The following is a 13,847-nucleotide window of genomic DNA, read 5'->3' as shown; positions in this document are numbered from 1 at the left end:
AATAAGATGGTTTGGGCATTTTTAGCAAAAAGAGAGAAAAATTCACTGTCTCAAGGAACTTGAGCTACGTTATCGATCATATGCAAAAAAGGCTGAGAAGTGCAGATTTCTTAAAGAAACAAAAGAAATGAGAATAGTTTTATAAAGGAAAATGGTACTGCACGCGATACATCGGTGCTAACGTTCTCTTTAAAAACACACAGATAATTACAACTAGCTTCAAAAAACAGCCTTACCAATGAAGTACTCGCTAGAGGGTTGCGTGCACAACACAATAATGACACACTGATTCCCGCAAGCGTGCTTCACATATTGTACGCATAGCCTGTACAGAGTCTACCGCTCCTAAATACTCAGACGTAATGCTATTGGATCGTACAGTGACCGCAGTTGCACCCTTAAACACCAGTTCCTACCATATCATAATGCTTGATAAAAGCATCGTGCCATCATAGCAACCGCTTTGCATATGGGTTCCACAACATAGTTCTACAAATTGTTGACGCATTGCCAAGCTAACAGTTTTCTTGCCCACCTACGCCAATGAGACCATCACTATCCTCTTTTTGAATCGTAAAACAAAATGATTTCCCATGAGCGATAAACCATCTGCTCAAAGTCCAGCTAGCTCAAACTCATAGCATTCTAAACCTTTAGGCTCGCTCTTCCCCCAAGGGGGCATAGTCAGATATATCACTTCCCTCACCTCTTCACGCGCTGGGATAAAAAAATCTGAAACTACGAGGCAACGCTGCATTTGTATGCAGCGTTGTTGTTAGGAATAAGCTTCTATTGAGATAGTTCTAATGGGAAGCACCCACAGCTAATGGTATAGGGATTAATTTGGATTCTTTCGAAATGCTATATATAAATTTAATGTGCCGCCCCACAACACACCACCAGTAAACCCACTTAAAAGACCAAAAAGAAGGTTAAAATCAAATGCATATTTCAAATCAGGTACAACCTTGAGAAAAACAATCAATGTGAATTTGATGACAAAAGCGATAAGAATAAATGTCAGCGTCAACGGCGTACCAGGCAGAATAATGAAATCCGTTCCCTCTTTGATTTTTAAACGCGGAGTGGCACGCCAGAGCAACCAGCCAACGCCAAAGCCGATCATCAGCCCTGCCAACATTGAGATTGCTCCCCAGCGCGGGAACGCCAGCTGGTTAATCACATCGCTTGCGCCCAAAAAAAGAAAGACTAACGGCAAGAGAAAAAGGCGGTAAACCTTCATTTCCCTATCTTTCAATGCGATTATTCCCCTCGCGATGAGAAAAATAAGCAAAATCCAAGCCCATAAAGGGGTTCCGGTCAGAATGTTAAACAATGACATATTATGCTCCATGATGTTTGATGCGATAAAAATATTATATGATGTTAGGAAGATATTTAGAAAAAAGAATACCAACCCAAATTAAACCCATAGTGATCAACCAAAGCTGGGGGGAGCATGTAAAAAAAGCCCCTAGAAGACCATTGGCAAAAAAGATGATGACCCAAATCCATGTAATATATTTATTGATGAGATAAAAGAGGATATGTTTGCGTTTTTCTTCAGAAACACCAGCAGGAGCATAAAAAATGGTAAAGGGTTTCTTTACCAGCAAGCTCATCAATGAAACCAGAGCAAGTGACAGATAGCAAAAAACTGTGGGGTAGTTCAGTAAAAGTGTAGACCATCCAGCGAAATAATTAACAAACAGGACAATAAATGCCAGAATGTTCGTAATCATCACGGGTTCTCCCTGTCGGATAAATTTAATATTCAGAGCAATAATTAATAATAAAAGCACAGTCAAGATGAGAGAGCATTCGACCAGAGTTAAAACGTTTCCATTTATAACCTAGGAGTAAATACTCCACGGAATAAAAGAGATTATTATGTTAAACATGGCGCATCCTCCTTTTTATATTTGATAGAAAACTTACCGCAAGTGCTTCGTTTTTTAGTTTCCGTATGAATATAAAAAACGCCACCCGGTTCACCCTCTGTATCCTGTTTAATGGTCAACTGATAGGTATCTCCCGGATAAACTGCTTCAATGAACTTTACTTTTTTCAGCGCAACAGATGCGATATTTGTCGCCCTACCCTGCGTGGCCAAAGCCAGAACCATCTCAATCAATAGTGAACCAGGACATACGGCGCGGGAGGGGAAATGTTCCTCAAAAAGCGGGTGATGCGCATTAAATGAAAAAGTACAAGAATCTCCGGTTACGGAGGAAATCTTACATAAATCGCCTAGTAATGGAAGAGCGGCTTTCTCAGAACACGAGCTAGGGAAGAAGACCTTACTGACAATGATGATTGCCTGCGCAATAACGGCCTTTCCATTGTCATATGTGCTGGCCTTACAGTGAATACGGTAGGCCTCATTAATGCGTTCAATATGTCCTTCAACGCATAACCGATCGCTATCAAAATGGGTGGTAGAGAAAAACTGTTCAACCATAACAGGGAGATAGCGATAAGTGAGATCCGAGTTTTTAGCCACCATGGTGGCGAATCGAACTGAAAACTGATGCAAGGCTTCGAGTAACAAGCCCTGCTTCAAATAGTTATGGGCTAACTCCCAGTGAGAAATATCGATTTGCCCGCAAGCACGCATCGGTGCGGTTAAGGTGATACTCTGACATATACCCAAGAAATTTGGCTCGGTGCGATGCTTTATAGCCATAATTGGGAGACCTTTTTATATTTTTCTCTTAAATCCTTTGATGATAAACCGAAGGAATGAGCGCTAAACCGCGCTTGATAGTGCGCGAGAAGTATCGGCATACGACAAACGAAAAAAGCCAACAATCCCAGCTCATGAGAAGCCCGATATTTACTCATGATGCTTGCAATTAGAAAATCGACATTGGGTTGCAGTCCTGTATTGTCTGAAATAGATCGCACAAGCGAACTGAAGGGGCGCATAGGCACCTGAAAGCGTGAAAAAAAGAAATCAACCCGGACATCCCATTGCATAATCGGATGACCAAACCCTAGCCAGAGTTTATCTTTGCAATAATGCGTTACCGCCGCCTCAAAATTCCCGGCTTCAATCTCATGGAGGACACTAGAAAGTCGCATGATAGCATATTTTTAGGCTCCCATATGCGCGTGGCCAGTAGCACACCCTCCCCCCAATTAGTGCAGAAATGACGTCGCTCTTGGTACTGGACGCGTTACGTCGGTGCTAACCTTCTCTATTTTTTGCAGAACAGAAAGCGCGTATCAGGCTCTCTAGCCATACTTAGAGTACGCAAAGTTATTCATCACTCTACAACACTTTAAGCGCGCAATTTTATGTTTTGTATTAAAGGATTTTTGCTTTCAAAATATACGAACAATATCACACAAAGTAGAATAAACAAGCTGCCCCCAACATTAAACCAAACCTTCTCTGTAACCATCACTGTTGCACCGAAACAGTTAACAATAGCGTGGACAAAAAAAGGCGCACACGCATAAAATTTAGAGCGCGTAACAACACCACGATACGCCAAGCATGTATTGAAAATATGCATAAGTATGACGCTCATTAAAGCACACAAAAAAATACTCGCTTGCGTCCAGGAATAAAAAATTACATATTCACCGGCTAATAACCTAGATCGAATAGGCCAGCCATTATAAACAAGGAAAGGCCCTAGCGCCTTATAAACTAATTCGCATAAACCCCAGCCTATGCCAATATTCAGCGGCAAACGCCACAAAAAACTAGGCGAGCACCGATAAAACTTAGTAACTAACCAACGACGTATGGCTTCTTCTGCTACAACAAAAAAAACCGTAAATGTTAAAAATAAAAAAACAAGCGCCAGCCCCTGCTCTGCACGACTCTTGGTTTCAACAATACTCATCATATAAAGCGTTTTTATTACAGATTGCTCCCAAAAAGCAATAAGCCCGCCAGCAATGCAGCTAGCAACAAACCATCCCACAGCACCAGCGACAACCAATTTGAACTTCAGAAAATGATGAAACACACATAGAAGAAAAACAACGCCAAGCACTTGCAGTAAACGTAAGGCATCAAGTTTATGTTCTGTTTCCGAGTAACGCCATACTAACAGAACAATCACCCCAAAAACTATGCCGCTCAACAGCACATTTATCCAACTAAACGTAGAGCGAAAAAAATTATAAATGACAGCGCCATAAATAAGGCCTGCGAGAAGCGAAGTAATAAATAAAACCAACATTATTATGCCCCCTCATTTACTACAACGTAACTGCTATTTTTCTTCATGGATAATCTGTCTTGCACAAAATCATAAATTTGCCGCATAAGAGCAAACATAAGAATAGTAGCGATTGTATAATGCCCAATTGCAAGAAGTTCTGGCTCAGCGGCCTGCCATGAAAAGCGCGCCCAAGCCGCCAAGCATTGTAAAAGCAGGATAAGAACAAAAAAACGCCATTTCTTGTCAAGGCAAACCACAAGCATTAAGAAAGTTGATAAAAGATTCAGACCTATAATAAACGCATAATATATTACCGTCTCAAGTAAAGAAAGTAAGGCGTCCCTATCAAGACTAAAGGCCCCTTTTAGGATTTTCACAGCTTCTGGTAGAGATGTAAGCAGTACAAGCCCTATAGCAGCCCCCCAAATCCCCATTCCCACGCCCAGTCCTGCCTCTACACCATTGCCATTATCTTCTGCCACCCAATGAGAGAGCAAAAAAAACTGCATAATCGCCATGCCTATAGGGAATAGACCAACAGCAAAAACAATATTAGGCGTACTATAAGCAGAAAAATCTAAAATCAAACTGCCTATCATACTCATAAAGCCGTATAGAAAAAAAATCAAAAGCACATAACAACCAGCGCTTGACCCAATAATCGCCTTCGTGCCTTTAAACGTTTTAACCAAAGAGAATAACCAGCGGTACCCCAATATAAGCGAAAGCGCCAAAACATAATAAGGAAAATAACTCGTAGCGCCATAAACATAAAGAAAAACAAGACACAAAACAACGAGCAAGAAAACCAAATGTTCAACCAATGTTTTTTTCTTCATCAAAGGAAAAATAATCAGCACCAGACAAAAAACGGCGCCGATAACAGATAATGTCAATTTGTCAAGCATTATTGCAAACCTCAAAAATAGAATTTATTAATATTGCATAGCCTGAAGAAATGTCAAACATAAACAAAAGACCAACCGCAAAATGAATTACAAAAGGCAGATAGAAATAGACCTTGCGCTTATCTTGGAAACCAAGATACATAAAACGCGTATTTACAACATGCATCAATACAATCATGCCCGCGGCAATAAGATAGCTGATCGCTTGTGGACAAGATTCAAATGCGACATAGCCCACCATTTGTGGCGCCCTATCAACACGGTAATTCAAGTAAAGAAAAAGAGCTGGGAGGGTCTTATAGCATAAGTCTAGAACACCCCCACAGCCCAGCCCGAAATAAAGGACCTCACGCGCAGCTAATTCTGGCTTATATACGCGAAGCAACCACAAACGCAAAAGCTCTGCAGTTAAAACTGATATCAAAAGGATAAAAAAGGGATAGTTTGCAGCAACCAAACTCATGTAATGCACCACCTGCTGCTGGCTATTATTAGCAGCAGACAAAGCAGGCAATGGCAACAAAGAACTCAAATATATAAAACCTGCCCCAATACACAAGGTAGCAACTGCACCACAGAACCCAAGAACTAAATATTTATATAAGTAGTGCTCGTGCAGAATTAAAAGAATGCCAAAATAACATACCAAAAGCAAAGATAAGTCTGGAAGCCCACTTTCACTATGTGGATAAGCGAAGATGATAGCACAGGAAAGGCCAGCTAGCCCCCCCAAAAAAATGACACGCTCGCCCAACAAGCCATTGTTTTTAAGGAGACAAGGGCTGGAACTTATCCCAAAACTAAGCAGCATTCCAAAAATTAAGTCAGACATATAATTTCCTTAAAGCGCCTTGCCCTCCCAAGCATACCAAGATATTATTGCGGGAGAAAAACTCCCTGCTAAGAGGCTGATAGTGTACCCCTTAGCAAGGCCTTTACCTTGTTAAAAAAGCCAGGTCAAACAACAATTTCACCACTTAGAAGCGAACACAATCCCAACCAGCTTTAGCAATACTCGCGGATGCACCACGGACCCCGCCTACTATTGCTCTAGAAACTGCCCCTCCTGGGGTGGCTGCTCTAGGCTTTAGGATAACCCAAAGAACTATAGCCTCCTGTCTTCTCACTCAGTTTTCTTTTTAAACGGGTTAATCACGCTAAGCTTCACATTCTTTGATTTAATGTAACGCGCGCACACATAAACAACAAACATCAAACAAATCCAACTTCTAACCATTCCATAGTCATCATCTGTATGAACAAACGCTACATAATAAGAAACAAAGAGGCTAAAAAACAGCTCTGCAAGAACATCAAGGAGCAACCAATAATATTTCTTTGTAGTAACAAAGAGAACCATCAAAAATGTCAAAAAAACTTGGCCCGTTAGAATAGCGAAACCAAACACCGCATAATCAAACATTTTTTTCACTGCCTCCCTGTTTGCAAAACCTATCTGTTGATAGATTTCTCGAAGGTCTGATAAAAGCAGTGATGACACAAAAAAGATGCCTATGGCAAACCCACAGCCAATACAAATGCTTAAATCTAGCACTGACATAGATTTTTCCTTCAAAGCTTTAGCAATTAGGACATAGCGAGCCCCCCCTATCATCAACGGAATAATGAAAAGCAGATAAATATAGCCCGAAAGCTGCAGATCAAAAAAATCTAACAGAAGGTCATCACTCATAACAATAAAACCAGCTGCGATGAAAAAAATGGGGCAACTTGCGATAATGGCCAAACTAAAGCATTTTATATTGTTTACTATATTGGGTATAAATTCAATGCAAAAAGAAAGAAAGAACATAATTATAATAACAGGAGGAGATGTTATGGGCACACCGACTATATACTCAAAGGCATACATGAGGGGAGGGGTAACCAATGCCGCCACTATGAATGCAACCATGCTCCTGTATAACATGCTTTTTCCATTAATAGCAATAGTTTTGAAGAATAGATACATGACAAACAATAGACAAAAATAAACGAGCACTATACTAAACTCGCCCATAGCTCCTCCTGTACAATATTTCAAACATAAAGGTGGCACCTTTTACAGTACCACCATTCTAGGCTTTAGGATAACCCAAAGAACTACATCAAAAGCGCATCAACATCCCACACCTGAATGAGCAATAGATCGACCCCAAGATTGTATGCCACACTGGGCAGCAGCCACACCATAACCAACATAACCGCCTATGGTGCCTCCGAACCTATCGCCTACAGATAGCCCCAAGCTTGCTGCGGCCATGCCAGTATTAAAATTAAGCGTTGCCACTCCTACGCCAACACCAACCCCAAGGCCAATCCCAGCACCATACTTGTTACCAAACGCAAAACCAGAGTTATATTTGCTACTAAAATTATCGGCACTGCAATAATCGTACGAACTATTTAAAAATCTCATTTATTTTCTCCAATTTAGTGTATAAATAAATTCCCCCAAGGTTACTTATGTCCCCGCGCCAAAATGGCCTACCCATAATCAACCACCGAAACACCCCTGGAGATATGAATGCATTTTCATGCAAGTTCGCATTTATAATATATAGTTGACAAAATCAAGGATATTGTGTCAAAAATATGGCATATTTTAGTAAATTTATGCTTACTTATTTTATGTGTTTAAACTTAATAGTTTATATTATGAGCAATAATAATGAAAGTTAAATAAGATTCTCTTGGTTTACAAAATATACTAAAAGTATGTAAATATACTGATAGAGATATTTATTGTTGCAATTGCAATCAGAATTATAGATTTAGTTAACCCGTTTATATTTCAAGCGATTATTGATCGTATCATTCCGTTTTGGACAAAATTTGAGAAAAATCATCCGCGCAAGGTCTCTGCTCCGTGACAGCTCACACGCAAAAAAGCCCGCCAAGCACGGCTTTTAACCGCCTCACAAAACGCCAAAAATAAGAATTAGAAAAGTTGTAACAAGACAAATGGTACGGTTGGTGGGATTTGAACCTACGACCTCTGGTGCCACAAACCAGCGCTCTAACCAACTGAGCTACAACCGCATAAAAAGCAAATGTATCATAACTGTTCACGATTTCGTAAACATTTATTCTCCGCTTATGTGACATAAGGAAGATCAACAAAGTTTGCAAGCCCCTTTAAAAAAATCTCGCAATTTTTTGTGAAGAAAAAAGCGTTTTTTTACAAAGAACATTTTGCCCAATGCTCAAGACTATGATCACGATAGTCTTTTATGTTATCAACACCGTCTTGTTGCATCATCTGCAAAATCTCTTGCAGAATAGTTATAGCAAGATTTGGACCTTCATAAACCATCCCACTATATAATTGAATTAAATCTGCACCAGCTTTTACTTTTTCCAAAGCGGTTTGTGCATCCTTTACACCGCCAACACCAATAATTGCAATGTCCTTCCCTAATTTTTTACGCATTTTTGCAAGCACAATAGTAGAACGCTCAAAAAGTGGACGTCCAGAAAGCCCCCCCTCTTCATTACTGAGGTGACTATTGCTAAGACCTTGGCGTGCAAGAGTTGTATTAGAAACAATCAGTCCATTAAAATCAGAAAGTTTTATTTCTTCAGCAACATCATCTAATTCTTTCTCTGATAAATCGGGTGCAATTTTTAAAAAAATAGGAATGGAGAATCCATGCTTGTTCTCTTGCTCATTTCGCGCTTGCGAAACTGCACTCAACAAAAGATGCAAACTGTCATGGGCCTGTAAATCACGTAAACCTGGTGTATTGGGAGAAGAAATATTAACCGTAAAATAATCAGCAACATCATAAAAATGAGCAATACCAACAGTATAATCATCAATCTTATCGACCGTATCCTTATTGGCTCCAATGTTGACTCCTACAACACCAGTTTTTTTACGCGCACGCAATCTGTTGTAAACAACTTGATGTCCATCATTATTAAAGCCCATTCTATTAATAATCGCTTCATCTTCTTTTAAACGAAAAAGCCGTGGTTTAGGATTTCCAATCTGAGGCTTTGGTGTCACTGTCCCAATTTCAGTAAAACCAAATCCTAAACGAAAAATACCATCCACAACCTCTGCATTTTTATCAAATCCCGCTGCTAAACCAATAAAATTTTCAAACTCAAGACCAGAAACAGTTACACACAAACGTTTATCGATAACCTTTTGACAGCCATTTAATCCACTTTTCAGCCCGAGAATCGCTAAACTGTGTGCTTGCTCTGGATCCAACATAAATAAGGCAGAACGGCCAATACAACGAAAAAAACTCATCAATCCTTCTCCACAACATAAAAATGATCCATCGCACCTCACCTATATCTTTTAACACAAAAGATCACCAATCAAAGAGAGCATATTATCCAAATAACATTTCCCTTCTAGAAGAAAATTCATTACACAATAGCCATACATGTTTATTTGATGTATACTGTGTAAAAAATTTTTATTCTTAAAAAACGTTTCTCTTTTTCGACATTTTTTAAAGATTAAAATGTGAATCCTAATCTTATAGAATGCAGCATGAATTGAAACATCAATGGCTCTTCACCATAGCCATGGTTTTGTGACATCTCATGCAGTAAAGCTCATAATTCTCTTAAAAATGCACGCAAATTATCCCTATTCCCACAGTTCCTTTGTGTGATATTGTTGCCAATAGAAACAGAGCTTGCTCTATAAAGCTATTTTTCCTAGCATTTATAGAATACATAGTTCATAAAATTATCTAAATTCATACTATTGTTGCGCTATTTATTAGCAACAGGGTATTCAATCATTTGTACTCTATTGATAAAATTTTAAAGAAACTGCATTGTTTGCTTTGCCATTTCTGATGCGCTAAATATAATTCTGCATCTATAAGTGCTCTGTCTAACATATATTTTAAGTAATGACAGTTGATCATTGAACTCCCACCTATCATACCAACGATTTCCAAACCAAAATGATCTTGCAAACCCTAGAGCTCTGCTATTTATAAACTAATACAATCTTCCAGTAGATGAAATGTGTTTCTTCCATCAGAATTATCGCCATTTTAGCTCATGCACCCCAGTAAAAATAGCTTTTAGATAAGCCATAATGCCCTCCTAATTGCCATTATCGCTTACTAAATTAAGAGGAACTAAATTATAAGTTTTCTCCTGCCTCATCTATCCATTTCTTCCATCAATACTGAAATATATTTTTTATTTAAAAATTATCTTTTTATAACAATATGTTATACCAATATATGCACTTCATCTGAGAAGTGTCCTGATAGCTCAACTTTCAACGCTGCTCATTTTGTGGTATTCTGTGAAAATCTTTTTTTTAATGTTATCATAAAAATCTTGAGGCAATTATATAAATTAAGTTACGGTTTTCTACTTTCTGTTGAAAAAAGCAGATATAGTTTTTATCAAAAAAGCTTTTCTCTCAGAAAGGTTCTATGTACATTCAAATAGAGCCCTAATGCTCGTTATTAAACCTTATAAAGTTCTTTGAAAATAACATTAATATTGTAATATAATCCTAAAAATAAAATCTGCCCTTTCCTTTTTCATCAAAAGCGGTAAGTAAATTACCGTATATCGCTTACATAAAGGGGAAAACGCAATGCTTAAAGAATTCAAAGAATTTGCCCTAAAAGGTAATATGATTGATCTTGCTATCGGTGTGATTATAGGAGGTGCTTTTGGTAACTTGGTTAACTCAATTGTCAATGATATTTTTATGCCAATCATTGGGCTGATTACAGGTGGAATTGATTTTTCTAATATGTTTATTCAACTTGCTGGCGAAAAACAAGCAACATTGAGTGCCGCCAAAGCAACTGGAGCAACCATTAGCTATGGACACTTTATTACTTTACTTATCAATTTTCTCATTATCGCTTGGGTTCTTTTTTTATTCGTTAAAGCTATGAATAAAATCCGTAGAAAAGAAGAAGAAAGCCCAAAAAAAACGTCTTCAGAAGAACAACTTTTAATAGAAATTAGAGATCTTTTGGCTAAGAAAAAATAATTTTATGCAAGATTTACATCATGGAACACGAGGAAAAAACATTTCCACAGTTGTTCCATGATTGGGTTTTGAGAACAATAAAAATTGTCCCCCTCTTTCTTCCACCATTGCTTTACACATTGGGAGGCCTAAACCTGTTCCTATAAAAGCGCTATCACCAGATCGGCCATCTTTGCGCTCTACTTGACCATAAGGCTGCAGTGCCTTTATAATCTCTTCTTCGTTCATCCCTATACCATTATCACTCACTGAAATTTTTACACGTTCTTTTCTATAAGAAACGTGAACAATGATCTGTCCACCCAAAGGTGTAAAACGAATAGCATTGGAAAGAAGATTCCATACAATCTGGCGAAACACTTGTTGTGATACAGGAATAAATGGAACATGAGGTGGAGCAACAATACGCATGATAATGCCGTTCTGATTGGCTTGAGTTTCAAGAAAAGCTATCGTCGCACGTAAACAAGATATCACATCAAATGTTTCAGAAATAATGGAAGAATCAATCTGGTTATTGGAAACAGAATAATTTATCTTCGAGCACTCTAGTAATTGATTAATCAGCAATAATATATGTTTTCCAGAGGAAATAATATCGCGTAAATATCCACGATAGCGCTCATTTTCTATCGAACCAAAACGGCCTTCTCTCATAATTTCTGCAAAACCAATAAGAGCATTCAAAGGTGTTCGTATTTCATGAACAACCCCAACAATTTTATCCTCTTCTGCTTTTTTTCCTCCTGATGGAACTATTTGTGCCCTATCACGCAACATAACAGCATAATTGCCTTGCTGTGCCAAAAATACAATCGTTATCAAAACGGTTATATTTTTATGATTTTTCGTCATTAAATCAGCTGTTTCTCTGCGATTTAAAACCTGATTTTTCCCCTCCACACGGATTGATTTAAAATATTTTTCAACAAAAAATCGGCTTTGCAAAGTAAATAATGAAGAGAGTGGCTGTCCTCGTAGTTCATTTATTTCATAACCCATTAATGCTAAGGCTGCCCTACTTGCTGATTGAATAAAGCCCTCTTCATTCAACCATAAAACACCATCTGTTGCTGTATCCAACAATGATAAAACTGCTGCGGGCTCTTTTACGAGAGCTTGTTCTATAGCATTTACCGGCAATGTTTGTGTATATGGTAACTGAATAGCTGTTTCTTCAACTAATTTTTTTTCTTTTACCGATGAATTCAATTCATCACGTAATTTCTCTGCAATTTCATGAAAAGCTGAACGTTCTATCTCCGTAAGACATGGCATTTCTGTTTCCAGCTTTTCATCTATTTTTTCTTGGACTTCTTTTCGTATTTTTAAAACACCAAAGCCACGAAACCCCTTAAGCTGCTTTTTAACATCAAAAATTGGCAAAGCCGACAACTCAACATCAAGCCATTGTAAGCAACCATCAACAGGCCATTGAACAATCTCTTTACTCCAAGGCATAGCAGCTTCAATAAAATGACTGAGAACCAGATATCGATCATCATTAAATTGATGAGCAAGCTCATGAAAGCTACATCCTAAAATAGAGGAAGAGAGAGGACCAACAACTTCAGCTAGCTCTTTTGAGACTTCACAAAATAAACCATTATGATCGATTTCCCACGTAAAAGGCCGAGGCAAAAGCTCTGGTGTAAAACGAAAAGCTCCTTGCTGACATTTTAATTCATTTGTATTTAACTTCAATTCATCTGCTTTTAATGGCATAACTAAAACTAAAAAGTGTTGGATTTACTCTCAAATAAATAATGCTAATTTGTTTACAATTACCTGTTCTGGTTAAAATAACTTGATATCTCATATCAATTGTCTGTAGCAAAATTTTGACTGTTTCATCAACAAAACAAGAATAAAAGAATCCTCCAACTCCTGTTGCTTATTCACCCATTATTGTAACAAACTTGTTACAATAATGGTAACATCTCCCTCGCATAAATAGTACTCAAAAAGAATACACTTATTTTACGCATTCATGTGCCTGTTTTAAAAAGATATCCCCCAAGCTCCCCAAGCTTATTTTACGACGGCATCCGTAAATGGTAGAATGTAAAGGCCCGCATAACAGATAGCAAGGCATTGTACATTACATTTTTATGCTTATAAAAGAGCTGGTTAGGACCATCATTATACTAATTTTAACCCCTAATGTCACCAATAGTTCTTGGCATTTGAAGGCGTTCATAAGCGGCATTTTTATTTCTTTTTTTTAACTTTTTACCCCTACATTCATTACGATACGCAAGAAAATCGTTTTATTTGTTTCAACAGAAACAGATTTGAAATAAAAAAATCTTACGATATTTGAAACTTTCATTCAATATTTATAATGATAAATTATTATTATAAATCAATAAATTGCATTATAAAAATAGAAATTAAAATTTCTTTTTCAAATAAAGTTTCTCGTAAGAACACCTTTCTTGTACCAATAATATCAAATAATAACAAATTTAGCATAGTGCTTTAAAACACCCAATGCAACAAAACTTGCATATTAGATACTCTTCTTATGATGCTCTCCATAATCCCCAAAAGACCTTTCTTTCATCAGAACCGCTATAGAAGAGAAAACAAAAAAATATACCACTGCATTATTTAACCAAAGAATTTTTCTGCAATCAGAAAAGAGAACAAAAATCATCTGTTCTCATATAAAGATTTGTTTAATTTCTTTACATCCCAGATCATCTAGAAATGTTAAAAATACCTCCCCTTTTGGTATCAGCAGTCAAAAGATCACTT

General features: G+C 37.7%; 14 protein-coding genes and 1 tRNA gene. 1 reads left to right on the top strand and 14 read right to left on the bottom strand.

Features of this window, described 5'->3' with window-relative positions:
• Positions 1 to 412: 412 nt before the first annotated feature.
• From ACFIJR_RS00365 to ACFIJR_RS00305, 13 genes are all read right to left on the bottom strand, one after another.
• A complete protein-coding gene (locus tag ACFIJR_RS00365) occupies positions 413 to 535 on the bottom strand; it encodes a hypothetical protein (protein WP_375653182.1) in 123 nt (40 codons plus the stop codon).
• Between the two features lie 303 nt (positions 536 to 838).
• The gene (locus tag ACFIJR_RS00360) at positions 839 to 1,342 is read right to left on the bottom strand and encodes a hypothetical protein (RefSeq protein WP_375625177.1); all 504 of its coding nucleotides are present in this window, start codon (positions 1,340 to 1,342) and stop codon (positions 839 to 841) included.
• A 34-nt stretch (positions 1,343 to 1,376) separates the two neighbouring features.
• Positions 1,377 to 1,742 (bottom strand): hypothetical protein, encoded by a 366-nt coding sequence (locus ACFIJR_RS00355; RefSeq protein WP_375651599.1) that lies wholly within the window; start codon positions 1,740 to 1,742, stop codon positions 1,377 to 1,379.
• A 146-nt stretch (positions 1,743 to 1,888) separates the two neighbouring features.
• Complete coding sequence (locus ACFIJR_RS00350) at positions 1,889 to 2,686, bottom strand: beta-hydroxyacyl-ACP dehydratase (protein WP_375653179.1); 798 nt, start codon at positions 2,684 to 2,686, stop codon at positions 1,889 to 1,891.
• Positions 2,677 to 3,084: a hypothetical protein gene (locus ACFIJR_RS00345; protein ID WP_375653177.1), complete on the bottom strand. Its 408-nt coding sequence runs from the start codon at positions 3,082 to 3,084 to the stop codon at positions 2,677 to 2,679. The genes ACFIJR_RS00350 and ACFIJR_RS00345 overlap by 10 nt, the downstream gene beginning before the upstream one ends.
• 200 nt (positions 3,085 to 3,284) lie before the next feature.
• Positions 3,285 to 4,199 (bottom strand): hypothetical protein, encoded by a 915-nt coding sequence (locus ACFIJR_RS00340; protein WP_375653174.1) that lies wholly within the window; start codon positions 4,197 to 4,199, stop codon positions 3,285 to 3,287.
• A 2-nt stretch (positions 4,200 to 4,201) separates the two neighbouring features.
• A complete protein-coding gene (locus ACFIJR_RS00335; RefSeq protein ID WP_375653172.1) occupies positions 4,202 to 5,089 on the bottom strand; it encodes a hypothetical protein in 888 nt (295 codons plus the stop codon).
• The gene (locus ACFIJR_RS00330; protein WP_375651604.1) at positions 5,082 to 5,921 is read right to left on the bottom strand and encodes a hypothetical protein; all 840 of its coding nucleotides are present in this window, start codon (positions 5,919 to 5,921) and stop codon (positions 5,082 to 5,084) included. Before ACFIJR_RS00330 ends, ACFIJR_RS00335 begins: the two co-directional genes overlap by 8 nt.
• A 145-nt stretch (positions 5,922 to 6,066) precedes the next feature.
• Complete coding sequence (locus tag ACFIJR_RS00325) at positions 6,067 to 6,216, bottom strand: hypothetical protein (RefSeq protein ID WP_375651605.1); 150 nt, start codon at positions 6,214 to 6,216, stop codon at positions 6,067 to 6,069.
• Complete coding sequence (locus ACFIJR_RS00320; RefSeq protein WP_375653169.1) at positions 6,213 to 7,133, bottom strand: hypothetical protein; 921 nt, start codon at positions 7,131 to 7,133, stop codon at positions 6,213 to 6,215. Before ACFIJR_RS00320 ends, ACFIJR_RS00325 begins: the two co-directional genes overlap by 4 nt.
• A 75-nt stretch (positions 7,134 to 7,208) precedes the next feature.
• On the bottom strand, positions 7,209 to 7,508 hold the full coding sequence (locus ACFIJR_RS00315; protein WP_375651607.1) for a hypothetical protein: 300 nt from the start codon (positions 7,506 to 7,508) through the stop codon (positions 7,209 to 7,211).
• A 546-nt stretch (positions 7,509 to 8,054) separates the two neighbouring features.
• Positions 8,055 to 8,131: transfer RNA gene (locus tag ACFIJR_RS00310), tRNA-His, on the bottom strand.
• Positions 8,132 to 8,270: 139 nt separating this feature from the next.
• A complete protein-coding gene (locus ACFIJR_RS00305) occupies positions 8,271 to 9,353 on the bottom strand; it encodes a quinone-dependent dihydroorotate dehydrogenase (protein WP_375653166.1) in 1,083 nt (360 codons plus the stop codon).
• A gap of 1,326 nt (positions 9,354 to 10,679) precedes the next feature.
• Between ACFIJR_RS00305 and mscL the strand changes: the two genes are divergently transcribed.
• The gene (mscL, locus tag ACFIJR_RS00300; protein ID WP_375625612.1) at positions 10,680 to 11,087 is read left to right on the top strand and encodes a large conductance mechanosensitive channel protein MscL; all 408 of its coding nucleotides are present in this window, start codon (positions 10,680 to 10,682) and stop codon (positions 11,085 to 11,087) included.
• Positions 11,088 to 11,105: 18 nt separating this feature from the next.
• Here the strand turns inward: mscL and ACFIJR_RS00295 are convergent, their stop codons facing one another.
• Positions 11,106 to 12,812, bottom strand: coding sequence for an ATP-binding protein (locus ACFIJR_RS00295; RefSeq protein WP_375653164.1), 1,707 nt, complete (start codon positions 12,810 to 12,812; stop codon positions 11,106 to 11,108).
• Positions 12,813 to 13,847: the final 1,035 nt, after the last annotated feature.

The sequence above is a fragment of the Bartonella sp. OD88NMGDW genome (assembly GCF_042193775.1).
GTDB classification, from domain to species: Bacteria; Pseudomonadota; Alphaproteobacteria; order Rhizobiales; family Rhizobiaceae; genus Bartonella; species Bartonella grahamii.
This window is presented reverse-complemented; position numbering and strand designations above follow the sequence as displayed.

Coding starts and splice junctions, on each gene's coding strand:
- mscL (WP_375625612.1), top strand. CDS start 10,680: ATGCTTAAAGAATTCAAAGAATTTGCCCTAAAAGGTAATATGATTGAT.
- ACFIJR_RS00360 (WP_375625177.1), bottom strand. CDS start 1,342: ATGTCATTGTTTAACATTCTGACCGGAACCCCTTTATGGGCTTGGATT.
- ACFIJR_RS00355 (WP_375651599.1), bottom strand. CDS start 1,742: ATGATTACGAACATTCTGGCATTTATTGTCCTGTTTGTTAATTATTTC.
- ACFIJR_RS00340 (WP_375653174.1), bottom strand. CDS start 4,199: ATGTTGGTTTTATTTATTACTTCGCTTCTCGCAGGCCTTATTTATGGC.
- ACFIJR_RS00315 (WP_375651607.1), bottom strand. CDS start 7,508: ATGAGATTTTTAAATAGTTCGTACGATTATTGCAGTGCCGATAATTTT.
- ACFIJR_RS00330 (WP_375651604.1), bottom strand. CDS start 5,921: ATGTCTGACTTAATTTTTGGAATGCTGCTTAGTTTTGGGATAAGTTCC.
- ACFIJR_RS00305 (WP_375653166.1), bottom strand. CDS start 9,353: ATGAGTTTTTTTCGTTGTATTGGCCGTTCTGCCTTATTTATGTTGGAT.
- ACFIJR_RS00350 (WP_375653179.1), bottom strand. CDS start 2,686: ATGGCTATAAAGCATCGCACCGAGCCAAATTTCTTGGGTATATGTCAG.
- ACFIJR_RS00345 (WP_375653177.1), bottom strand. CDS start 3,084: ATGCGACTTTCTAGTGTCCTCCATGAGATTGAAGCCGGGAATTTTGAG.
- ACFIJR_RS00295 (WP_375653164.1), bottom strand. CDS start 12,812: ATGCCATTAAAAGCAGATGAATTGAAGTTAAATACAAATGAATTAAAA.
- ACFIJR_RS00335 (WP_375653172.1), bottom strand. CDS start 5,089: ATGCTTGACAAATTGACATTATCTGTTATCGGCGCCGTTTTTTGTCTG.